23 protein-coding genes are annotated in these 22,243 nt (G+C 57.3%); 11 read left to right on the top strand and 12 right to left on the bottom strand.

What is annotated here, in order from left to right:
* Window positions 1–8: 8 nt before the first annotated feature.
* The 4 genes from LB462_RS06500 to LB462_RS06485 form a co-directional block, all read right to left on the bottom strand.
* Window positions 9–1,787 (bottom strand): thiamine pyrophosphate-binding protein, encoded by a 1,779-nt coding sequence (locus LB462_RS06500; protein WP_224506504.1) that lies wholly within the window; start codon window positions 1,785–1,787, stop codon window positions 9–11.
* 77 nt (window positions 1,788–1,864) lie between these two features.
* Window positions 1,865–2,869 carry a Bug family tripartite tricarboxylate transporter substrate binding protein gene (locus LB462_RS06495; protein ID WP_224506503.1) on the bottom strand — a complete coding sequence of 335 codons (1,005 nt, stop codon included), beginning with the start codon at window positions 2,867–2,869 and terminating at the stop codon, window positions 1,865–1,867.
* Between the two features lie 71 nt (window positions 2,870–2,940).
* A complete protein-coding gene (locus tag LB462_RS06490; RefSeq protein ID WP_224506502.1) occupies window positions 2,941–3,477 on the bottom strand; it encodes a tripartite tricarboxylate transporter TctB family protein in 537 nt (178 codons plus the stop codon).
* Window positions 3,474–4,985, bottom strand: a complete 1,512-nt coding sequence (locus tag LB462_RS06485) for a tripartite tricarboxylate transporter permease (RefSeq protein WP_224506501.1) — start codon at window positions 4,983–4,985, stop codon at window positions 3,474–3,476. Before LB462_RS06485 ends, LB462_RS06490 begins: the two co-directional genes overlap by 4 nt.
* Window positions 4,986–5,377: 392 nt before the next feature.
* Between LB462_RS06485 and LB462_RS06480 the strand changes: the two genes are divergently transcribed.
* From LB462_RS06480 to LB462_RS06465, 4 genes are all read left to right on the top strand, one after another.
* Entirely contained in the window at window positions 5,378–5,965 is a 588-nt protein-coding gene (locus LB462_RS06480) for a chromate transporter (protein WP_224506500.1), read from the top strand.
* The gene (locus LB462_RS06475) at window positions 5,958–6,497 is read left to right on the top strand and encodes a chromate transporter (RefSeq protein ID WP_183663047.1); all 540 of its coding nucleotides are present in this window, start codon (window positions 5,958–5,960) and stop codon (window positions 6,495–6,497) included. The genes LB462_RS06480 and LB462_RS06475 overlap by 8 nt, the downstream gene beginning before the upstream one ends.
* 116 nt (window positions 6,498–6,613) lie before the next feature.
* Window positions 6,614–7,477 carry a substrate-binding domain-containing protein gene (locus LB462_RS06470; protein WP_224506499.1) on the top strand — a complete coding sequence of 288 codons (864 nt, stop codon included), beginning with the start codon at window positions 6,614–6,616 and terminating at the stop codon, window positions 7,475–7,477.
* A gap of 32 nt (window positions 7,478–7,509) precedes the next feature.
* On the top strand, window positions 7,510–8,553 hold the full coding sequence (locus LB462_RS06465; protein ID WP_224506498.1) for an amidohydrolase family protein: 1,044 nt from the start codon (window positions 7,510–7,512) through the stop codon (window positions 8,551–8,553).
* Between the two features lie 16 nt (window positions 8,554–8,569).
* On the opposite strand, the gene LB462_RS06460 is transcribed toward LB462_RS06465, so the two are convergent.
* The gene (locus LB462_RS06460) at window positions 8,570–8,866 is read right to left on the bottom strand and encodes a hypothetical protein (RefSeq protein WP_224506497.1); all 297 of its coding nucleotides are present in this window, start codon (window positions 8,864–8,866) and stop codon (window positions 8,570–8,572) included.
* Between the two features lie 153 nt (window positions 8,867–9,019).
* On the opposite strand from LB462_RS06460, the gene LB462_RS06455 reads away from it, so the two are divergent.
* From LB462_RS06455 to LB462_RS06445, 3 genes are read left to right on the top strand one after another with little or no spacing between them, the layout of a single operon-like run.
* Entirely contained in the window at window positions 9,020–10,129 is a 1,110-nt protein-coding gene (locus tag LB462_RS06455; RefSeq protein ID WP_224506496.1) for a zinc-dependent alcohol dehydrogenase, read from the top strand.
* A 38-nt stretch (window positions 10,130–10,167) separates the two neighbouring features.
* Window positions 10,168–10,845 (top strand): RraA family protein, encoded by a 678-nt coding sequence (locus LB462_RS06450; RefSeq protein WP_224506495.1) that lies wholly within the window; start codon window positions 10,168–10,170, stop codon window positions 10,843–10,845.
* Between the two features lie 2 nt (window positions 10,846–10,847).
* On the top strand, window positions 10,848–11,702 hold the full coding sequence (locus tag LB462_RS06445; RefSeq protein ID WP_224506494.1) for an alpha/beta fold hydrolase: 855 nt from the start codon (window positions 10,848–10,850) through the stop codon (window positions 11,700–11,702).
* 11 nt (window positions 11,703–11,713) lie between these two features.
* Here LB462_RS06445 and LB462_RS06440 read toward each other — a convergent pair whose 3' ends face one another.
* From LB462_RS06440 to LB462_RS06410, 7 genes are all read right to left on the bottom strand, one after another.
* On the bottom strand, window positions 11,714–12,649 hold the full coding sequence (locus LB462_RS06440; protein ID WP_224506493.1) for a LysR family transcriptional regulator: 936 nt from the start codon (window positions 12,647–12,649) through the stop codon (window positions 11,714–11,716).
* Between the two features lie 80 nt (window positions 12,650–12,729).
* Window positions 12,730–12,933: a hypothetical protein gene (locus LB462_RS06435; RefSeq protein WP_224506492.1), complete on the bottom strand. Its 204-nt coding sequence runs from the start codon at window positions 12,931–12,933 to the stop codon at window positions 12,730–12,732.
* Between the two features lie 131 nt (window positions 12,934–13,064).
* Window positions 13,065–14,015, bottom strand: coding sequence for a LysR family transcriptional regulator (locus LB462_RS06430; protein WP_183663068.1), 951 nt, complete (start codon window positions 14,013–14,015; stop codon window positions 13,065–13,067).
* Between the two features lie 36 nt (window positions 14,016–14,051).
* Entirely contained in the window at window positions 14,052–15,062 is a 1,011-nt protein-coding gene (locus tag LB462_RS06425) for a 2Fe-2S iron-sulfur cluster-binding protein (RefSeq protein ID WP_224506491.1), read from the bottom strand.
* A gap of 21 nt (window positions 15,063–15,083) precedes the next feature.
* Window positions 15,084–15,902 (bottom strand): IclR family transcriptional regulator, encoded by an 819-nt coding sequence (locus LB462_RS06420; RefSeq protein WP_224506490.1) that lies wholly within the window; start codon window positions 15,900–15,902, stop codon window positions 15,084–15,086.
* 168 nt (window positions 15,903–16,070) lie between these two features.
* Window positions 16,071–16,592, bottom strand: a complete 522-nt coding sequence (locus tag LB462_RS06415) for a 3-methyl-2-oxobutanoate hydroxymethyltransferase (protein ID WP_183663074.1) — start codon at window positions 16,590–16,592, stop codon at window positions 16,071–16,073.
* Window positions 16,593–16,626: 34 nt separating this feature from the next.
* Window positions 16,627–17,913 carry an aromatic ring-hydroxylating dioxygenase subunit alpha gene (locus LB462_RS06410; protein ID WP_112531446.1) on the bottom strand — a complete coding sequence of 429 codons (1,287 nt, stop codon included), beginning with the start codon at window positions 17,911–17,913 and terminating at the stop codon, window positions 16,627–16,629.
* Between the two features lie 207 nt (window positions 17,914–18,120).
* Here LB462_RS06410 and LB462_RS06405 point away from each other — a divergent pair, with 207 nt between their 5' ends.
* The 4 genes from LB462_RS06405 (at window position 18,121) to LB462_RS06390 (ending at window position 22,236) form a co-directional block, all read left to right on the top strand.
* Window positions 18,121–18,447 carry a non-heme iron oxygenase ferredoxin subunit gene (locus LB462_RS06405; protein ID WP_224506489.1) on the top strand — a complete coding sequence of 109 codons (327 nt, stop codon included), beginning with the start codon at window positions 18,121–18,123 and terminating at the stop codon, window positions 18,445–18,447.
* Window positions 18,448–18,520: 73 nt separating this feature from the next.
* A complete protein-coding gene (locus LB462_RS06400; RefSeq protein WP_224506488.1) occupies window positions 18,521–19,303 on the top strand; it encodes a class II aldolase/adducin family protein in 783 nt (260 codons plus the stop codon).
* Window positions 19,304–19,463: 160 nt separating this feature from the next.
* The gene (locus tag LB462_RS06395; protein ID WP_112531444.1) at window positions 19,464–20,702 is read left to right on the top strand and encodes a cupin domain-containing protein; all 1,239 of its coding nucleotides are present in this window, start codon (window positions 19,464–19,466) and stop codon (window positions 20,700–20,702) included.
* A gap of 13 nt (window positions 20,703–20,715) precedes the next feature.
* Window positions 20,716–22,236, top strand: coding sequence for an ethanolamine ammonia-lyase reactivating factor EutA (locus LB462_RS06390; protein ID WP_224506487.1), 1,521 nt, complete (start codon window positions 20,716–20,718; stop codon window positions 22,234–22,236).
* Window positions 22,237–22,243: the final 7 nt, after the last annotated feature.

Below are 22,243 nucleotides of genomic sequence, written 5' to 3'. Positions count from 1 at the left end.
CCATCGCTTCACCCGGCATGTTGAGTGATGATGTCGATAAGCGCGGGAACGCCGCTCTTGACCTGCACTATCGCCCTGTCAAGCGCACTGGCGATATCCTTGGCATCTTCGATCGGACCTTCGGCGTACCAGCCAAATCCGCGGGCTATCGTGGAAAAGTCCGGGGCCGGATCCATGATGTCCATGCCGATATAGGCGCGTTCGACGGGCGTTCCGCGCTGGCGCGCCACGGTGATCTGGTGCTCCCAATCGTTGTAATAGGCGCGGTTATTGTGCATGACGCAAAGGAACGGCACTTTGTGTTTTGCCGCAAACCAAAGAGCGCCGACATCAAACAATAGATCGCCATCGGTCTGGCAATCGACGACGAGCCGTCCGGTGCCGCGATGCGCAAGCGCCACGCCTGTCGCCATGCCGATCTGTGTTCCTGTTCCGAGCGCCTTGCCGGGCCAACGGTAGGGCCGGTCGAAATCCCAGAGCTTCAACGCCCAGTCCTCGAATGCGTTGGTTGTGAGAACCCAATCCTCATGCTGGATCTTGTCCCACACCTCGGTGGCGAGCCGGGGCAAAGTGATCGGGCTTGCATCCCAGTCGACCTTTGCCTGTTCGCGCCATTTCGCACGCTGTGCGTCATGCATTTCGGCAACAGCCTGCCCGCGTTCCGTAATCTTCCGGGCAAGTTTCGCATCATCCTTGGCACGCTTGCCAATGATCGATGTCAGTGCAGGCAGGGCGAGCGCCGTATCGGCGAGCATACGCTGGGCACATTCGGGAAACCGCTGATAGTCGGTTGCCCATTTCGAAATCTCGATGTCGGCAAAGCCGATATCCAGCCATTCGCAATGCTCGGGGAAAAGCGGCTTCAACGTACGATTAATACGATCGTTTTCGTGCGTTGGCCGCTCCCAATCCCGGCAGTCGAGCAGGGTAATCAGGTCGGCTTGTTTGAATACGTCCCGGTTCATCCGCATATCGAGTGGATGCTCGGTCGGAAAATTCAGCCGCCATTGTGTGTCGGCGACGGGGGCGCCTAGCGTTTGCGCAAGGGCAACCATGTCCGAATAGCCGTTCTTGTCGCGACCGACGAATTGCGGCACCAGCACAGGCCAATCCGCTGCGATCAAGCGGTCTGCAGCCTCTTCAAGTGCGGCAGGATCGGGAGCGATCCGGCTCGGTGTTTTTGTGGATTTCAGCGATGGTAGCGCAATCGACTCGGAAAGCGGTCCCTCCTGCAAGGCGGCGTCATAGCACATATATATCGGGCCTTGCGGCTCGGTCATCATGATCGAATAGGCGCGGGCAAAACTGTCCACAACACCGCCCATGCCGCCCGGCTGATAATCCCATTTCACATAGTCACGGATCTGTGTCCCCTGGACGTTCGCCGTATGAGCCCAATCGACCCGGGGCCGCCGCTTGCCCTCATCCATCGGTCCGGTGGCGCCGATAACGAAGACTGGGGCACGATCCGTATAAGCGTAGTAAATGCCCATGGTGGCGTGCAGGAGACCAACGACATTGTGTACTATGACAGCCAAAGGCTGGCCGGATGCTTTGGCATAGCCATGCGCTATCTGCACCGCGATCTTTTCGTGCTGGCAGAGCAGCATTGGCGGCTCATCGCCATTGTGGTTGACGAGCGAGTCATGAAGCCCGCGATAACTGGCGCCAGGATTGAGCGTTATGAAGGGAAACCCGTATTGCTTGATCAGGTCAGCGATAATATCGGATTGCCACCCAAGTCCGTCATTCTGCGTCACTGATGCTGTTGGCGCCGAGCTATCCATCTTCAATCCCTGTCCCGTTGATCAAATTTTAGGGCGACCAGAGTGGTCCGGTCGCCCCATGTCGGCAGAAAGTTCTGCTATTCCGGCTTCAGCGAGTCCTTGAGGAACTGCACGATTTCCGGTGTCTGATCCATCGCCGTTTTCACGGAGTCGCCCACGGCATCGCCGATGAGCGGATCAAGCGGTAGGCCGAGCGTCTTGGCTTTGGCGATAAATTCGGGATCTGACGTTGCCGCGGCATAGGCATCACGCAGCACCTTCAGGCGATCGGCTGGAATGCCTGCAGGGCCGGCGGTCAATCGCGAAATGTTGCTCTGGGATGCTACGAGTTCAATAGCCTTCTTGCCTTCCTCGTTCGTAACCATCGAGGCAAGCTGCGGAACATCGGTCTCAGAGCCACCGATCTGCGCGATGAACTTGCCGTTCCCGTCATCGACAAATTGCTGGAACGTCGAGCGCGAGCCGACAATGCCTTGCACTTCACCGCGGCGCATCGCCAGCTGATCTTCATTGCCGTTGTAGCCGGTAATCACCTGAATTGGCAGACCGATCGTCTTGACCAGCATTGTCGTCTCGATCGTCGATGCGCTGCCCACACCAGCCGCCGCAAACTTGATCGGCTCCTTAAGGTTTTTCAATTGATCGAAACTCGTGATACCGGAGTCCTTGGAAACCACGATGACCCGCGGATCCGAGGAAACCTTGCCGATCCAGGACATTTTTGTCAGATCGAACTTGATGCCGGGGTCGCCAGTCAACTGCCCGTAGATAAGGCCGGTGTTGAAGGTACCGAAGGTCAGGCCGTCCGGGTCGGAAGCATAGATATAGTTCGTGCCGATAAGGTGGCCCGCTCCCGGCATGTTCTGCACGACGAACGTTGATCCCGGCAAGTGCTTCTGCATGAACTGCGTGATGAGACGGCCGTTCGTATCGTAACCGCCGCCGGGGGCCGTCGCGACGATATAGGTCACGGTTTTACCCTTGTAAAAGTCGGTAGCATCGTCCGCCAGCGCTATCCCGGACCCGAGCCCCGCGACTATGGCGGCACCAAAAGCTGCCGTGCGAATTGATTGTCTGATCATTCCATTCCCTCCCTTTTTACTGCCTTGTTGCGGCAGCGACTGCTAGCTGTTCTGGATAGATAATTAGTCGGTTAACTCACTTCGAACCCCAAGGCTCGCAAAACGATCGGCGTCAGGAAGCCGTGGAACAGCTGCACGTGTAGCAGCACGCCGAACATTGAATAGAGAACCACTGTCGCCGCTACCGCGAGGAACAGTGCGAACTTCCAGCTCGCCTCCGCCTGCCGGCGGAGGAACGACACCAACATCACCGGCACGCTGATATAGAAGCCGAAGACGAGAACCGCCGCGATGAAACCGATAAAGTAGGCCCACATCGTCAGTTCGCCCGACACCGTGTGCGGACCGAATTCCGGTTCTTCCTCGGGGACAAGATTGGCCGGCACGCCCGCCTTCGATGCCGACTGGAAGCTTTCGGCCAGCTGGTTGCCCGGTGCGCGTAACAGATCCATGCCGAGTTGCAGCAGGCACAACGCGATTCCCGGTATGCCAACTACGAATGGCATGAACCGTGCGTTCGGCGGGAACTGAGTGGCCATTGCCACCATCGTGCCGAAGATCGCGAGCATGACGAAGGTAAGCCAGGTGCTGAAGCTGAGCTGTTTCATAGGTTCACTCCAACGCTCGAATTGGCACGATGCGGCCTGAAATTGCGGTAGAACGCATAGACCATCAGTCCAACGATCATGGCGATCAGGACAAGCGAGATGGGACGCAGGAAGAAGCTGTAACCCCAGAGCTGCAGCGCCTGATTGAGTGACGCTTCGGCTTTGCCTCCGAGAACGAGACCGATCACGAAAGGTGAGCGTGGCCACCCTGCCCGAAGGAAGCCGTAACCAATCGCGCTGAACAGCACGAGGACGATGAGATTTTGCCACTGATAATCGCTGACGAAGCAGCCGAGCGACACGAAGACCAGGATGAACGGCACCAGATAGCGGCCATTGACGAAGGTAAGCACCGCGACCCAGCGGCAAACAACGAGCAGGATGCCAACCGCAATCAGATTGCCGACGACCAATGCCCATATCAACGTCCAGACAAGGTCGAGGTGTTGCGTGACCATCGTCGCGCCCGGCTGAATGCCGAGAATGAGGAACGCTCCAAGCAGCACGGCCATTCCGGAACTTCCGGGGATACCGAAGAAGAGGGTTGGCAGCAGCGAGCCGCCTTCCTTGCCGTTACTTGCGGTCTCAGGCGCGATCACACCTTCGATAGCGCCTTTGCCGAAACGCTCCGGTGTCTTCGAGCTTTGCACCGCATGGCCATAGCAAAGCCAGGCAGCAGTCGAACCGCCAAGGCCCGGTATCATGCCGATCACAGCGCCGATCACCGAAGTCCGCAGGACGAGCCACCAATGGCGCGGCACTTCCATGACACCCGAAAGCAATTGCTGATAGTTGAAGCCCTTGTCCATAGGCACCGCCGAGATGGCTCCGCCCTTGGTGCTGAGCGCAATCATCTCCGGCACTGCAAAAAGTGCGAGTACGGCGGTGACGAGACTGACACCATCCCACAGGAACAGCATGTCGCCGGCATAACGCGGCGTACCCGTGATCGGGTCCATGCCAATCGTAGACAACATCAAGCCGTAAAAGCCGACGATCAGACCTTTGACGATCTTCTTGCCGCTGGAAAGAAACGCGATGAAGCTGATGCCAAGCAGCGCGATCAGGAAGAACTCTGCCGGACTGAACATCAGGATGACGGGTTCGAGAATGGGTATCATGATGGCGAAGACGATCGCGCCGATGATGCCGCCGACGCCGGATGCAGTGATGCTGGCACCGAGTGCCCGCGCCGCCTGCCCCTGCTTGGCCAGCGGATATCCGTCGAGAGTCGTCGCGGCGTCGTCACCGTCGCCGGGTATGCCGAACATGATGCTGGATATCTGGCCGCTGGTGCCGTTGACGGCGTGCATCGTCAGCAGGAACACCGCTCCGGAAACCTTGTCCATGCCGTAGACGAATGGAATGGCCATCGCGATGGAAAGCTTCCCGCCGATACCGGGCGTGACACCGACAAGCAATCCGAAAATGACGGCTATCAGCATGAGACCCATTATGTGGGGCGAGCTCACTAGGCCGTAGAGCGCGGCAAACATGGTGTCGATCATTACAGTATCAATCCTCCCATCCAACGAACGGCAACCTGGATTGCGATCCGTCATGCAATTGCTGCTAAGCTCCTCCACGAGCACGGCGCATGCACAATTGTTGCGCTGGCTAAAACGGCAGCGGCTCTCCAATTAGGGTCAATCCGATGCATTTTGTCCAAAGCAAAATATTACGCTCAGTCCAGTTGTTTTTGTGTGGGCTGGCGCAGCGGCTTAGCTGACGAGTTTGTCGCCGCCGCACGGAAGATAAGGGGAAATCCCAACGCACTAAGTTTTTCTTAGTTTGCCGTTAAGGCGAAATAGCGTGGACTTCCTCTGCATTAGAGGCAAAGTTTTTATGTGATTTTTATGAATCCGTGTTGCCGCTGGCCTTGCGGCGGGAAGAAGATTTCTTGGAACAACGCGTTGACGCATCCAACCCGCCAGAGGAGCCGCACGCATCGCTCGGATCCTTGCTCGTGTCCTTTCTCAAACTCGGTGCTTCGTCCTTTGGCGGAGGAATGGCAGCCTGGACGTATCGGGAGATCGTCGAACGGCGCGGCTGGATGACCGATGAGAATTTCCTGCAGACCCAAACCATCGCCCAGATATTGCCTGGCGCCAACCCTGTGAATCTCGCCGTCTATATCGGCCTCAAGTTGCGAGGCCTTCCAGGCGCCATCGTCGCCACATTCGCGATGGTGGCACCGGCATTCACTGTCATCATCCTGCTGAGCACGGTTTACCGGCAATTGAGTGCCTATCCCGAGACGCATTCGGTTCTGCGCGGACTTGCCTGCGTCGGCATCGCATCGACGCTGACGATGGGGATGAAGACGGCGCGGCGCCTGCATGGGCAGACGCTACCCATTCTCATTGCACTATCTGTGTTCATCATGGTTGGTGTATTGCGTTGGCCGCTCGTTCCTGTCGTCTTCGCAAGCATTCCGCCCAGCGTATTGATATCTTACCTGTTGAGCAGGGACAAAAAGCATGGATGACGACAAGCTCCTCGGCCTCGTCCTTTTGTGTGTTCCGCTCTCCCTCGTCTCCTTTGGCGGGGGCCAGACGATCGTTGCCAGCTTGCAGCACCAGACCGTCGATGTGCAGCACCTTCTGACAAGTCGCCAGTTCACTGATCTCTACGCCATCTCGCGCGCCTCGCCCGGTCCGAGCACGCTCATTGTGGCGTTGATCGGCTGGGGGATCAGCGGTTTCTGGGGAGCAGTCATCGCCACGCTGGCGATCTTCATTCCGTCCTCGGCATTGATCTGCATTTTTGGAAGCTGGTGGCAGCAACATCGCCTTTCCCCCTGGGGACGCGCCGTCGAACGAGGGCTGACACCGATTGCAGTTGGATTGATCGTCGCAGGCGGGCTGGCGGTTTCGCAGTCGGCCGGGCTGAGCCTGTTTGAAATCGCCACAACTCTGGCGGCGGCGGCCTTCCTCACGCTGACAAGAGTTGGTCCCTATCCGGTGCTTGGCACCGTTGGAGCGCTCTATTTCTGCCTCAGTGCCGCCGGCAAAATCTAGTTACGCCCTTCTCGGCAATTGACCGGCGTGCAATTCGCGGTATTATGCGTAAAATAGAACGCAGTTCCTTATAGAAGAACATGCTATCTTTTTTGAAGCTGCGGGAGGAGGCAGAAATGGTCGAACCACTGGTATTACGCATAGCCCTCGGCAAGCACGATCACGTGCGGCCGCTCAAGGATGGCAGCGTAAAATCGCCACGTCTCAAACTGCAGTTTGAGGAGTTCGATCCGCTTCCGAACGCTTTTCGGACGATGGTCCGCGGCGGGGATCTCGACGTGAGCGAAATGGCCCTGACCACGCATCTGGTTGCCGTCGACCTGGGCAAACCCATTACAGCGCTTCCGATTCCGCTTTGGCGCCGCCTCCACCATGACAATCTGGTTTGTGCCGCAGGATCTGACCTCGGCGATCCCGCCGTACTTCAGGACAAGAAGGTTGGCGTGCGCGCCTATACACAGACCACGGGTGTCTGGATCCGCGGAATCCTCAAATCGGAATATGGCGTGGACTTCAATCGCATCACATGGGTAACCATGGAGGATGCCCATGTCGCCGAATACAGGGATCCGGAAAATGCGGTCCGCAACACCAGCGGCAAGGGTCTGCGCGAACTCCTGCTGTCGGGCGAACTTGCAGCAATCATGGGTGAACGCAATGTCGATCCCGCCGATGTGCGGCCTGTCATACGGAATGCAGAGGATGCAGCACTGAAATGGTCCGAGAAGACGGGGATCTTCCCGGTCAACCACATCGTCTCTGTCAGGAAGGAACTTCTCGAACAGCATCCCTGGCTTGGCGGTGAACTGATGGCGCTCTTTGAGGAGGCGCGGCAGAAATCCGGTGCCAAGGGGACTGCTGCTTTGCCCTACGGACTGGAAGCGACGCGCAAGCCGATGCAGACACTGCTCGACTACGCCTTCGACCAAAGGCTCAGTTCACGACCCTACGACGTCGATGAGCTCTTCTGGAAAATCTGAATCCAACGCAACTTCATTCTTGGGCAATTTTCATGATCATCGACATTCACGGTCACTACACCACCGAACCCCAGGCACTGCACCAGTTCAGGGACAAACAGCTGGCCGGCCTCGCTGATCCGATGCGGCGCCCGACGAGCACGGATCTCGGTATCACCGATGACATGCTACGCCAGTCCGTCGAGCCGCAACTCAAGCTGCAACGGGAACGCGGCAGCGACCTGACGATCTTTTCGCCGCGCGCCGCGGGCATGGCACACCATGTGGGAACCGAAGCTGTCAGCATGCAGTGGACAACGCTTTCCAACGACTTGATCCACCGGATCTGCCAGTTACTCCCCGATAATTTTGCTGCCGTCGGTCAATTGCCGCAGCATCCCGGATCTCCCCCAAAGAACTGCATTCCGGAGCTGGAGCGACTCGTTAACGAGCTCGGATTCATCGGCATCAATCTTAATCCCGACCCGTCCGGTGGCTACTGGACGGATCCGCCGCTGACCGATCCTCAATGGTATCCGCTTTACGAAAAGCTGTGTGAACTCGACGTGCCAGCGATGATCCACGTGACTTCATCGTGTAACCCAAACTTCCATCACACGGGCGCGCACTACATCAACGGCGATACGACAGCCTTCATGCAGCTCATACAGGGCGATCTTTTCAAGGACTTTCCGACGCTGAAATTCGTCATACCCCATGGAGGCGGCGCAGTACCCTTCCATTGGGGCCGTTATCGCGGTCTTGCGCAGGAGATGAAGAAACCGCTGCTGGCCGACCACCTTTTGAAGAATGTCGTCTTCGACACATGTGTCTACCACTATCCAGGGATCGAATTGATGGCCAAGGTCATCCCGGTCGACAACATATTATTCGCCTCGGAAATGCTGGGCGCGGTTAAGGGCATCGATCCGGAAACCGGTCATTACTATGACGACACGAAGCGCTATATCGACCAGCTTGCGACACTGGACGAGTTAAGCCGCTACAAGATTTTTGAAGGCAATGCACGGCGGGTCTATCCGCGCCTTGACGCGCAGCTGACGAAACGCGGGTATCCCGCCAAGCCGGTAAACTAAGATGGGGCCACCGCGCTCAGCAGCAGGACAGGTCATCGTCATTCGAGACGATGGCCTGCTTCATCCACGACGGCGGCAAGTCTTCCGGCGTAACCTCGCGGATGGGTTTGAACACCTTGAATGCGTGCCGGCTATCGCTCGTAGTCCAGAATGTCACGATGGTTTCGAGCGGCGGGCATCCGGGCAACCCGCAAGCGACCTCCATCACCGAGACCGTCATGTCGTCCGAAAGACTGAAACGTTCCGCCGTCCAGGTCTTTACGCGCCTGATTGCGGTAAGTTTTTCGCGGTCGGGAATAGCGGATTTGAGCATGGTTTCAACCTGAGGGCCGGCGCAAATGCTGCCGGTACCGGACATCTAAATAGAATGACAAACGCGAATTTGTCAAAACTGAACGCAGAACCGCAGCGCTGACAGAACTTGCATGTTCGCCAGTCAGCGACGAGAACTTCCAGGGAGTTTGAAATGACAGAACAAGTCTTAGCGGCCGTCCGCACCGGGCCAAGCCAGATGGAGATTCGCGAATATCCGATGCCGGATATTCCTGAAGACGCGGCGCTGCTGAAGATGGAAGTGGCAGGTATTTGCGGGACCGACGTGAAGCTGTTCAAAACGCCGCCTTCAAACGCCCCGACCATAATGGGCCATGAAAACATCGGCTATATCGCCAAGGCCGGCCGTGAATTCACCCGGCGCAAGGGCTTCAAGGAAGGCGACCTGGTGTTCGTCGAGCATTATGTCATGTGCGGCAAATGCAAATGGTGTCATCAGGGTCAGTACCGGCATTGCGAAAATACCGATTGGCGCAATAATCCGGACGGGATCCGCTATGGCTACACCAGTGCAGAACGCGCTCCGCACCTCTGGGGAGGCTTTGCGCAGTACGTCTATCTGCCGTGGAATGCCGTGGTGCACCGCGTTCCGGCCGGGGTGACACCCGAACTTGCAGGCCTGGTAACGCCCATGGCCAACGGCGTCGAGTGGTCGCTTTTCGATTCCAATGTCGGCTATAATTCCACGGTACTTATCCAGGGGCCTGGTCAGCAAGGGCTTTCGCAGACCGTCATATGCAAGCAGGCGGGCGCTTCGCTCATCATCGTCACCGGAACCACCAAGGACGCAGCGCGACTCGAAGTGGCAAAGTCACTTGGAGCCGACTACGTCATTGACGTGCACAAAGAAGACCCGCTTGCCCGCATCATGGAGATTACGGGCGGAAAAGGTGTTGATGTCTCACTCGATTGTACGGCGGGTGCCGGTACGATTCCGATCCTGCTAGGCGTGGAGGCTCTGGTGCGTAAAGCCGGCACCATTCTCGTTCAGGGCGAAATGAAGGAATTTCCGAACTTCCCCCTCGAGAAGATGACCGTCAAGGCGATCACGCTCAAGAGTGCCCGAGGCCACAGCTATCAGGCGTGTGAACTTGCTCTCGAACAGATCGCCTCCAAACGTTTCGATCTCGAAAAAATCACGACCCATCGTTTCGGGTTGAAGGACGCGGCCCTTGCCATCCAGTCCGTCGGCGGACACGGCGTGCCCGATGTGATCCATGCCTCATTGCTACCCTGGGAATAGTCTCGATATCTCATAAGAATCTGGAAAGGAACACCGCCATGGCACATGGATTCCGAATACTCGAACGAACACGCAGGGTTGACGAACAGACTGTCAGGCAATTTCGCGAATTACCGGTGGCCAATGTCAGCGATGTCATGTCGCGGCTGACCGCGGGCGGACCGAATCTCCGCCCGTTGCACGCAGGCGGGCCTTTGGCGGGACCGGCTTTCACGGTAAAGACCCGGCCCGGCGATAATCTGATGATTCACAAGGCGCTGTTGATGGCGAAGCCCGGCGACGTGATTGTCGTCGATGCCGGTGGAGAGTTGTCAAATGCGCTTGTCGGCGAGATGATGCTTTCGCACGCCATACAGATCGGCGTTGCCGGCGTTGTGATAAATGGCGCCGTTCGCGACTATGGCTGGATCAAGAACAACAGCTTCCCGGTTTTTGCAGCAGGCATCACGCATCGCGGTCCCTACAAGGACGGTCCGGGCGAAATCAACGTGCCGATCTCGCTCGATGGCATGGTCATCAATCCGGGCGATCTGATCATGGGCGATGATGACGGACTGCTCTGTGTTCCGTACGAACTGACGGGCGAAATCTACCCGCTCGCCAAGGCCAAGCACGAAGCGGAACTAAAAACGGTTGCCAATACGCTTGCGGGCAAGCTTGATCCCAAACTTTGGGTCGACGAAAGCCTGAAGCGACTCGGTTGCGAAGGAGTTTGAAAATGGCGACGGCCACGATCGACGGAATATCGACGCGCTATGAAGTTGTCGGCTCGGGTGAGCCCTTGCTCATGTATTCGCCGGGCGGTTTCGACGCGACGATCGAGAAGTGGTCCACCCAGGGTATTTATGCGCAGATCAAATTTCTGGACCAACTTTCCAAGAAGTACAGCTGCATCGTTTTCGACAGGCGCGAAACCGGCCAATCAGGCGGGCGCGTCGAGCGGGTTACCTGGGCGCATTATGTTGAACAGGGCAAGGGCTTGCTCGACCATCTCGGCATCGACAAGGCCCATATGATGGGCGGGTGCATGGGCTGCAGCGCAGTTTCCGCCTTCGGTGCGACCTACCCCGAAAAGACGCTAAGTATGATCCTGTTCTGGCCGGTTGGCGGGGCTAGATATCGCATGACCGGCCACCAGCGGTTTGCCGAACACCTCGCTTTCGTCAACCAGAACGGGCTTGCGGCTGTCGTCAGCCTGGCGAAGGAAAGCAACAAGGCCTTTGGTGCAGATCCGAGAGGCGGTCCCTGGGTATCGGTCATCCGCAATTTTCCCGATTTTGCGGCCGAATATGCGCGGCTCAACGTCGACCACTACAAGGCCATCGTGGCCGGGATGGTGCGAACGTTGCTCGATCGCGATACGTCCCCCGGTGCCGAACCTGAAGACCTGCTGTGTCTCGACATTCCGACGTTGATCATTCCCGGCGCCGACGCGTCGCATTCAACTTCCGCTGCGCGGTATCTGCAGGAATGCATCCCGGGATCAGACTATTGGGATATGCCCGTCCCTGAGCAGAGTGCGGCAAACTGCAATGCCAAGGTGCTCGATTTTCTGCAGGCGATTCCCAAGTAAATTGATGCCGTTCAGGCGGGCACCTTTGCCGGGTCGCTGAAACTCGGCAGGAACGTTTCACCGCGCGTGGCCAGGAAAGCCTGAAACGCAGCCATGACAGGCGTGACTGCGCGGTCGCTGCGGCTGATGGCAAACCACTGGCGGCGAATCGGCAATCCCACAACATCGAGAACGGCGAGCTGGCCCGCCTGGACCTCGGCGGCAACGCTCTGCATAGACAGGAATGCAATGCCGAGATCGGCCATGACGGCCTGCTTGATATCCTCGACAGTTTCCATCTCTGTACTCGGGCCATCAAGCCGGCCGGGGATATCCTTCAGGAAACGCTCGAAAAACGTTCTGGTGCCGGAACCCTTGCCCCGGTGCAGGAAATGTTCATTGGCAATCTCTGCTTTGGTGATATCCGGCCTGCCTGCCAAGGGGTGACCGGGCGCGCTGACGACGACCAGGGAATGCTCGCCGAATACGGTGGCACGAACCGAAATATCCCGCGGCGGGCGTCCCAGCAGAGCGATATCGACGGCGCGATCCTTTAGCCGGGCAATCGTCTCGTCCCGGCGATCGATGATCAGTTCAAGATGTACATCGGGATATTCTTTCGAGAAAGCCGCAAACAATGGCGCCGCAAAATACCTGACCGTGGAAACAGCCCCAACCGTGATATGCCCGCGCTTCACGCGGCGAAAGGCGTTGATATCGTCATCAAGTCGCTGCAAACGCTCATCGATCTCTCTCGCGGCTTCGAGAAAAACCTTTCCGGCTTCCGTCGGAAACATGCCGTGCGGCATGCGCTCGAAAAGCGTCACGCCCGCATCTTCTTCCAGCTGCTTCAGTTGTAGTGTGATAGCCGGTGCAGTCAGCCCCAGGGCCTTCGCCGCATCTACAATCTTTCGATGAGTCTCGATCGCCAGCAGCGACTGGAGCTTTCGAAAGGTGACGTTTTTCATTCAGCCACAATAAAAAAACTTAATGGCTGAGTAAAGGGATTTGACCGTCAAGCCTCGAAAATCCGGTACTAAATCAGCTTCTAGCTACGCTTGAAAACATCCTTGAGCGACGCCGGGTCAATACCCAAGGTCCGCAGTGCCAAGGCCGGCGGCGTGCGCCTGTTTTCAATGGCCAATGCACACTCTTTTGCGGCGCTGAGGCAATTCGCTATTTCGGCGATGCTTGAAAGAACGGTGCGGAACCAACTCGTTCCAGCATTGCGGTCTTCGGTAAGTATAGTCACGACACGTCCTTCCTGGCATTGTGCACCGCAATATAAATCAGGTGGACGACGCCGGAAACAACGCTTTGGCAAGGCTGGTATATCGATTTTGCATAGCAGATGAACGGCTGCGATTGCCTATGCGATCGCCTTCAATGGTCTGCTTCTATTTGCGGCGGTTGCGAGCGGTCAATCGGGTGCGCGTACGGCCCAATTGTAGCGGCGAGCCTGTCGATCATTCCATCAACAAATGCGATGAATGCAGTGTCGTCGCTCAACCCCTTGTGGGCCGCGTGAGCCAGATAGAGTGTCAACCTTACCGACGGCCGTTCGATACGCCGGGCAATCAATGCTCCCGATTGAATTTCTTCCGACACAATACCGAACGGCATGATGCTTTCTGCAAGACCATGAAGGATCAGCGCCTTGATTGCTTCCATCGATTGGACCTGATAGGTCACGTTTACATCCAGCGACAAGCGGGAGGCCGTCTTATGAATACGGCGCCAGATAATATCCCGGCTGGACACAAGGGCCAGATCGCCTGCAACCGCCTGCTTGAACGATATTCCACCCTCGGCGGGATCTCCTCCCGGTACCGCAATATGCAGCAAGTCTTCCTTCATCAGGGCAAGACGCCTGAGACCGGGATTCTCCTCGATGTCATAGGCGAGAACGTAGTCGAGTTCGCCGCGCTCCAGCGCGTCGGTCAGGACAAAACTCAACTCCTCCACCACATGCAACGCGATTCCGGGCAGTTGCTGTTTTGCGGCCACCACCAGTTCGGTTCCAATCAGCTTCAGGATGCTTGGCGTAGCACCAAGCCTGATGCGCGCACGCTCGCCCGCCAGTGAAATCAGGTCGCGGCGCGTGTCCTCGATCCGCTGCAGAATTTCATGCGCGCGTTCGTAAAGCAAAAGTCCCGCGGGTGTCGCGCTGACACCCCGCGAATGGCGGTCGAGCAATTGAACATGAAGCGATTCCTCGAGATTGCGTATCTGTATCCCGAGAGCGGTCTGCGCCAGATTCAACTGTTCCGCCGCCTTCGTAATGTTGCCTACGTCAACGACCTTTATGAAGTATATCAGCTGACGAGGTTTCATTGCGGCTTTCAGCGGCTGTCGGTTGCAGCCAAATGATCAATAGAACTGGTCAAAATGCACTTGGGTTGAGTCGACACCAAGATCGACCAGCATTTTCTGTATTGCTTGTCCCATTGCGGGGGGACCTGCAAAATAGATCTCGCACGAAGGAAGCCGTGCGGCGAAAAGACTATGAGCGACTTCATGGACATAGCCTCTGTAACCATCCCAGCCATCATCGGCTTCAGGCATGCCGGAAACGACCGGATGGTAGTGAATATTTGTACCAAATCCCGGTAGCATTTGCAGCATTTCCTTGCCGCAAATATCCTGCGCCGTGCGACCGCCGAAGACGAAGTCTATGCGTCTTCCGGCAAGGCTCGGTGCAACAGCCGCCGCGCGCGTGATCGACACCATCGGTGAAAGCCCCGAACCGCCGGCAATACAAACGATATCCCTCGGCGAGTTCTCGCGAAGATATGCCATGCCATAGGGGCCATCGAGCTCGATACGATCCCCAACGCGCAGTTGCGAGAACAAGTATCCTGTTGCCTCGCCGCCCGGCACACGGCGTATCTGAAAGTGCCATTCTCCGCCATCATTGCTGGTATTCGCCATCGAATAGGCGCGACCGCCTGGCACCTCGGGCAGATGCAGCAAGGCATATTGACCTGAAAGGAACCGGCTCGTTGCCTCTGACCGGAAGCGAAACTCCCGGATGTCATGCGTGATGTCGGACGTTGCAACCAAGGTCGCAGCCTGGCGTTGCGGCCTGAACAGGCTCTCATACTGCGGCATCAGCCGCAACTTGACGGCACAATCGGACAAGGGGCTGGCCTGGCAGCCCAAGCGGCGGCCGCGCGCACGATCACGTTCACTCAAGCCCGGCGGATCCGCACGCAATTCTTCGATTTCACCTTCAACGAGATCGAAGCGGCAATTGCCGCATGACCCGACATTGCACTCATAGGGAAAGCCCAGTCCCGCCCGTAGTGCCGATCGCATGATCGTGTCGCCTTCGTCGCACTCCCAGCGGAGGTCGCTTCCATTCAGCGTGATGACTGCCATGCGTGGGCTTCCCATTTCTGCCTATCGATGCCTTGCGGAGTATCCGAGACGCGCCGATATCGCTGCAACGGTTTCCAAAAGTGGTGGTGCAAACCCTTCGAGCGCCTCGATCGACAATCTCTGCAAGGGTCCGCCAATCCCGACAGCAGCGACGACCACACCATTTGAATCCCGGACCGGTGCAGCGATGACCCGGATCCCCGGTTCGCTTTCCTCGTCTTCAATGGCATAACCGCGCTCACGGACTTCGGCGAATATCTTCCGTATCTGCTTGGGATCGACCGGCGTACGCGGCGTACGGCGGGCGAGCGGTCCTGCCAGAACGTGTTCGATCGTCTCTTCCGGGGCGAATGCAAAGATAGCGCGACCGACTGCCGTGCAATGTGCGGGGCGGCGGACGCCGAGATCCGATTTTATCGACAATGCCTGCGGGCTTTCCAGATCATAGACATGCATGATTTCGATGTCTGTCGGGATGCCGAGGATGATGGTTTCGCCGGTGTGTTTGCGCAGGTCGAAAAGAAACGGGCGCGCTTCATTGGAAACATTCATACGCCGGCGTACAAGCGTCCCAAGACCGAATAACCCGACCCCGAGTTTGTAGCGCTCGGTTTCCGGGTTTTGCTCCAGCAGCCCTTCCGAAACCAATGTCACGGCAAGGCGATGAACGGTGCTCTTTGCCACCTTCAGCTTCAATGCCAATGCGCTGACGCCGATCTCCACCTCGTCTTCTGAAAAGGCTTTCAGCAACCGTATTGCCGTCGTGACGGACGACAGCCGATTGCGCTTGGACGATGGCGTTTTCTTTGAACTGGACGTGTCTTTGGAAGGTGGGTTCATGGGTTCAGCATTCCGTTTGATCGCGTGGACAACAGTGCCGTTCATAACACAGCCCTCGCAATTTCCCAGACCACCCATTCGATAGCCATTCCGAGACCAGAATTCCTTTGGAACCCACCACCCCCGGTCATGCTAGTGCCAATATCTCCGTCCCTTGGCAGCAGCATCTCAAACTCGCAACGCGCTCAGCATTTCGCTGACATATTCAGCGCCCGTCGAAACAACGAGCATTGCCGCGAAGGGACGCATCGTGGTCAATGTCCGCTTCAACTGTTCGGAAGGAACGCTGGCCGAATTGAGGACCAGACCTGTGGTCATCTTGCTGCGCACGAAACAGGCGTTGCCGATTACCTCGGCGGCTTCAGCCGATGCTCCGGCGGATGTGACCATGACGATAACATCCGCGTCGGCAATTTCGTCGACGAGATTGGTCCGCTTTCCATCAATATCCTCGAGTATTGCATCGACCGACAACATTTTCAGCGAGTTCGTAGCGCCCTTTGGTTCGATATATCGCAGAAAGTGGGCACCATCCGAAGCTTGATCCACCAACGACTTCAGAGCCGCGACGCTGTCAGAATCGAGAGCAATGATGCGCGACTTCCTCGGCCTGGAATTGGGGTAACCAATTCTGAACCGGGCTTCCTCTGCCGTGGTAGCGCGCGCACTTTCACTGAGACCAAGCTGCATATCGTTCTCCTTTGGAACGGACCGTCACCGTGGCTCAGACAGAGGCCGGCGCTTTCCCCTCAATCACTGTCAACGCTTCGGCGGCTGCATCGATGTAAGACTGATCGACAGGCAACACGACAGCCGCCGACCGCACGCGGTGGTGGGCAGGATCGACACCCGGAGGGGTAATACCTTTGTCCTTGAATGCCCGGACAGCCTTCAGCAAACGGTGACGCGCCATGATGATCCCGTTATCCGTCGATACCAGGTTTTCCTTTGTCCGGTCGACGATGGGTCCCATGCTTTCCTGCAATGAGGCATCCTGCATGGCGATGCCTTCGACGCCGGAATAGGTTACGCCAAGACGCTGGGCCTCGCGATCCATGAGATAATCATTGTCCTTGTTGGCGGCGGGACGGAAGGTTCCAGGAACGTATGTGACATGAATGCCCTTGCCGTCGAGCATTGCCTGGCGCTCTTCGGGCGTCAGAGCCCGGACTGGGTGGTAGTCGAAGCTCCACGCCCAGCAATTCTCGTCGTCGATCGGGATCCAGAAATGGCCATGGACAGGATGGTTGCCGCGCGGCGGCACCATGGTGAACGACGGCATGACCCACGGCGTTACACGCCAGTAATAGTGGCCTTCCTCGGCATTCCTGCGGGCGCCGATGAATAGTCCGCCTTCATTGTCCGTGACTTCGAAAAATGGCTTGGAGTCTGCCATATTGTATTTGTTGCCGCGGGCACCCTTGAACAGCGGGTCGCTGTTGAGACTTCCGCTATGAAGGAAGGAAACATGGCTCGAATCGATGCCGCCTTCCATGGCCTGCAACCAGTTCGACTCCTGCCAGCGCTTCGATGTGAACGTCTGCTCAGGCGGCACAAGCGCAAATTCCCATTCCGGATGCGGCGGCTCTTTGTCGGCTGGCCCCATATAGGTCCAGAGAATATCGCCGATCTTGATGAGTGGATAAGACTTCAGCTTGATCTTGTTGCAGAAGCCGCTTTCCTTGGGTTCCGACGGCACCTCGATACATTGACCCGTGTGGTCGTACTTCCAGCCGTGATAGGGGCAGCGCAATCCGCCCTTCTCGTTGCGGCCAAACCACAATGAAACACCCCGGTGGGCACAAAACTCGTCGATCAATCCATAGCGGCCTTCGCTATCCCGGAACGCCAGCAAACGTTCGCTGAGCAGTTTTATGCGAACCGGCGGACAATCATTGGCCGGCAGTTCTTCCGCAAGCAGCGCCGGTATCCAGTAGCAGCGAAACATGTCGCCCATGGGTGTGGCTGGGCCAGTCTGCGTCAGAAGGTCGTTTTGTTCTTTTCTAAGCATTCAATCCTCCTCGAATCGTCCAATCGCGACGAAATCCGGCTGCTGTTTGGCCGAGCCAGAACGTTAATCGTCAGTTTCGAGTTGACGTCCCGCTCTGATCGGTTATTCTTGCATCGCGTTCCTTTATACAGAACGCTGTTTCGTTTTAGAAAACTACAGGCTGTTGGCGAGCTAGTCAAGCGCGCGGCGGCAGCAGGGAGAAAGGATATGGACCAGATGACGCAAACGCGTTCGAGGATAAGGCTTTGTTCTGCGGATGATGTTGATTTCGACAGCGCCATCAGAGTCGAATCCGGCGATCTCGTGCTGGCCGTTTTCAACGTCAATGGGACGTTCTACGTGACAGACGATGCCTGCACCCACGGCCCGGGCTCGCTGTCGGAAGGATATATCGACGGCCATACGATCGAATGCGATTTTCACAATGGTGCATTCGATCTTCGCACCGGCGAGGTCGTCGCCCCACCCTGCATGGTACCCGTGCGAACCTACAAAGTGGTCGTCGAGAACGACGACGTGATGATCGAGGTGTAAAGCATATGTGATATCGCGGGCATAACAGATTTGTATAATATGGGATTTTATTAGAAACACGACGGGAGGGATTATGGATTCTCATGCGCGGACAACAGATGGAAACCCCGAAAAGGCGGGGATAGCGCTTCCATCGGAAACGTCATTGCGAGCTGAAATCGCGATTGCCACGCGGCTCCTGAACAGCCTGAAAATACTTGAATACAGTGGTCATGTCAGCGCCCTCTTGCCCGGCAACGAGACCGTGCTCGTACAGCCCCAGGAGAAAAGCCGCGCCGAAGTATCCCCCGAAGATCTTCTGGTCTGCGACATGGACGGCAAGGTTGTGGCAGGTCCAAAAGGCGTCAAACCTCCTTCGGAAGTTTTCCTTCATTGTGAGATTTATCGTGAGCGACCGGATGTGAAATCGATTGCGCATTTCCATAATGATGCAACCAATGTCTTCACCCTTGTCGAAGATATGCACCTTCTACCCTTCAAGAATCACGCGATACGCTGGCGGAGCGGCATTCCCGTTCATGCGGACCCGGCCCATGTCAGCAACAGTGAACAGGGCCGCAGTGTCGCCGCCACGCTCGGCGCTCACCATGCCATGCAGATACGCGCCCATGGCCAGATCGTGACCGCGGAGACGGTGCGCGGGGCATTCATCGATTCGCTTCATCTCGTAGAGAACGCGGAAGCGGCTTATCGCGCTGCCGCCATCGGCAAGGTCAAGCCGTTGACGGACGCCGAGCTTGATTCATTTGCCCACAGCTTTCGCCGCGATCATCACATTCGCAAGCTCTGGAGCTACTATGTGCGCGGCGCGTTGCGCGAGGGATTGTTCCCGGAGAGCTGGAGCGAACAGAAGTAGAAAACGCCAGCGGGGGCTGACGTCCCCTGCCCGGACAAAACCGGAAAGATGGTCTTTCCGAAATCAAGCTACCGCCGCTCCGAGCAGCTGGTAGGCTGACGCAAATATTACATCCGCGAGCGCTTCAGGCGCAGCGGAAATGCATCGACAGGAGGAATCAATGCACCAGGATCCATTAGGCGGCGGCACCGGCACCCACTGGCACGAACCCGCTGGCACGAAGAAAGCCGGTTTCGGTGAGTTCAAGAAGCAGCCAACCCCCTATGATCAGTTCATGGTGGAAGAAGGTATTCCTGTCTTTCGCGACCTTGGGGTATCGAGTGTCAAAAACCTTCCCTTGAAACCGTGGAAGCGTACCGGCGGACGCGGCACTTATATTCAGCTGCTTGGGACAGAAACCAAATGGGGTTGTCATCTGGTGGAGGTGCCAGCGGCGGGCGCGCTTCATCCGGAAAAGCACATGTTTGAGGAAATATACATCGTCGTCGAAGGACGCGGCTCCACCGAGGTGTGGCTCGAGGGCGAAGGTCGCAAACACGTCTTCGAATGGCAGGAAGGGTCGATGTTCTCGATACCGATGAACGCCATGCATCGGATCGTCAACGCAACCAACAGTCCGGCACTTCTGCTTGGCGGAACAACGGCGCCGAACGTCCTCAACCAGATCCAGAATGCCGATGCGGTTTTCAACAACCCATATGTCTTCCGCGACCGTTTTTCCGGAGCCGACGACTTTTACAAGTATCGCGAGGAAATCGAGCCTGACCCCGTTCGCGGGCTCGCCATGCGGCGGACCAACTTCATGCCAGACGCCGTCAATTGCGAACTGCCGCTCGACAACAGACGCTCGCCAGGTTACCGCCGCGTTGAGCCGTTCATGACCAACAACACCTTCTACTACTGGATCGGCCAGCATGAGAATGGCCGTTATTCGAAAGCGCACGCACATACGTCGGCGGCAATTCTGATCTGCCTGAAAGGCGAAGGCTACACCTATACCTGGCCCGAAGAATACGGCGTCAATCCCTGGAGGGATGGCCATGCCGACAAGATCAAGCGCCTTGATTACGGTCCTTTCGGCATGGTGTCCGCCGCCCCGGGTGGTGCGCGCTGGTATCATCAGCACTTCAGTGTTTCCAAGGAGCCTTTCCGCCTGATGGCGTGGTTCGGCCCGCATAATCCTGGCCGCGATCCCGGCGCTCCTGGTGAAAAGCACACCGACTATACCGCAATCGACGTCAATGAAGGCGGCACGGCTATCCCGTACTGGATGGAAGACCCCTATATCCGCAAGGAATATGAGGAGAAGCTGAACCGCAATGGGGTCGAAATCCGTATGAAGCCGGAATGGTACGTCACGCCGGATGACACGACGAAAAAAATGTCCACCGTCGTCTGAGCAGCTAATTTCAATGTCAGAGGAACCAGAGGAAGGCGGCCGGATATTCTTCTCCAATATCGGCCGCAGTATGGAACTCGAGGATGAGATACAGTTGACCAGTGTCGGTATCGACATTGGATCATCGACGTCTCACCTCGCCTTCTCCCGCATCGTGCTGGAGCGTCTCGATACGCGCTATATGGTAGTCGAGCGGACGCTTCTGCATCAATCCGATGTTTTGCTCACGCCCTATCGCAGCGATGATGCTATCGACGCGGAGGCGCTCGCATCGTTTTTCGAGGCCCAGTACGAAGCCGCCGGCCTGAAGCCCGAGGACATCGACACGGGGGCGCTCATCCTCACCGGCGTTGCCGTCAGGCGCAGCAATGCGCGCGCCATTGGCGAAATCTTTTCGGCGCAGACCGGCAAATTTGTCGTGGTCAGCGCGGGGGACGGCCTCGAAACCACTCTGGCTGCGTTCGGGTCTGGCGCGGTCGCTCTTTCCGGCCGAACACGCCAGCGCGTGCTGAACGTCGATATCGGTGGAGGCACCTCAAAACTCGCACTGTGCGAAAACGGCGCCATCCGCCATATCAGCGCCATCGACATTGGCGCGCGGGTCGTCGCATTCGATACTGACCGGCGGGTTACGCGGTTGGAAGAAGCCGGCAAATATTTTGCGAAACAAGCAGGTGTGGCGTTGGTGCTCGGCGCGGTTCTCACGCCCGAGGATGCCGGAAAACTCGCGGCGTCCATGGTCGACCACCTGTTCGAAGCTATGAAGGGTGGCGCAATGCGCAGCGAAACCGCTGGTCTCCATCGCCTGCCTGCCCTGCCGGCGGGACCACCACCCGACATAGTCACGATTTCCGGCGGCGTTTCGGAATTTCTCTATGCCGATACCAATGCAGGGTTCAGCGATCTCGGACCCTTGCTGGCCCGGCAATTGCGCAAGCGGCTCGACGACTGGAGGCCGCGCCTTGAACGTCCCGAACAGGGTATCCGGGCGACCGTCGTCGGCGCCTCGCAATATACTGTACAGGTTAGCGGCAGTACGATCTTCGTCAGGCCACTCGATGCCCTGCCCGTTCGCAATGTTCCCGTCATAAAGCCCGCATTCGCATTCGATGATGATATCGACGCCGAACGTGTTGGCTTAATGGTGAAGGAAGCACTGGCACGGCTCGATTTGACCCACGGCGACAGCCCTGTGGCCATTTGCTACGAATGGCAGGGATCGGCAAGCTACAGGCGCCTCGATGATTTCTGTCGGGGGATACGAGAGGGCTTGTCACAGATCCTTGCCAAAGGTCACCCCCTGATCCTCGTCGGCGACAGCGACGTCGGGGGACTGGTGGGGATGCATTTCGTCAGTGCGGACGGCGTCAATTCAATCATCTCGATCGACGGCATCAAGCTCGACGAGTTCGATTTCATTGATATCGGCGCCATGCTCGAAACGTCCGGCGCTGTGCCCGTCGTCATAAAGTCACTGGTATTTCCCAATATGGGCCTTGGCCAGAAGGGTCTCGAACCAGTCGAACCGGCGTGAGAAAAGT

The organism is Phyllobacterium chamaecytisi (genome assembly GCF_020164455.1).
In the GTDB taxonomy this organism is placed as follows: domain Bacteria; phylum Pseudomonadota; class Alphaproteobacteria; order Rhizobiales; family Rhizobiaceae; genus Phyllobacterium; species Phyllobacterium chamaecytisi.
Note: the sequence above shows the minus strand (reverse complement) of the source record. Positions and strands in the feature narration are given on the sequence as shown.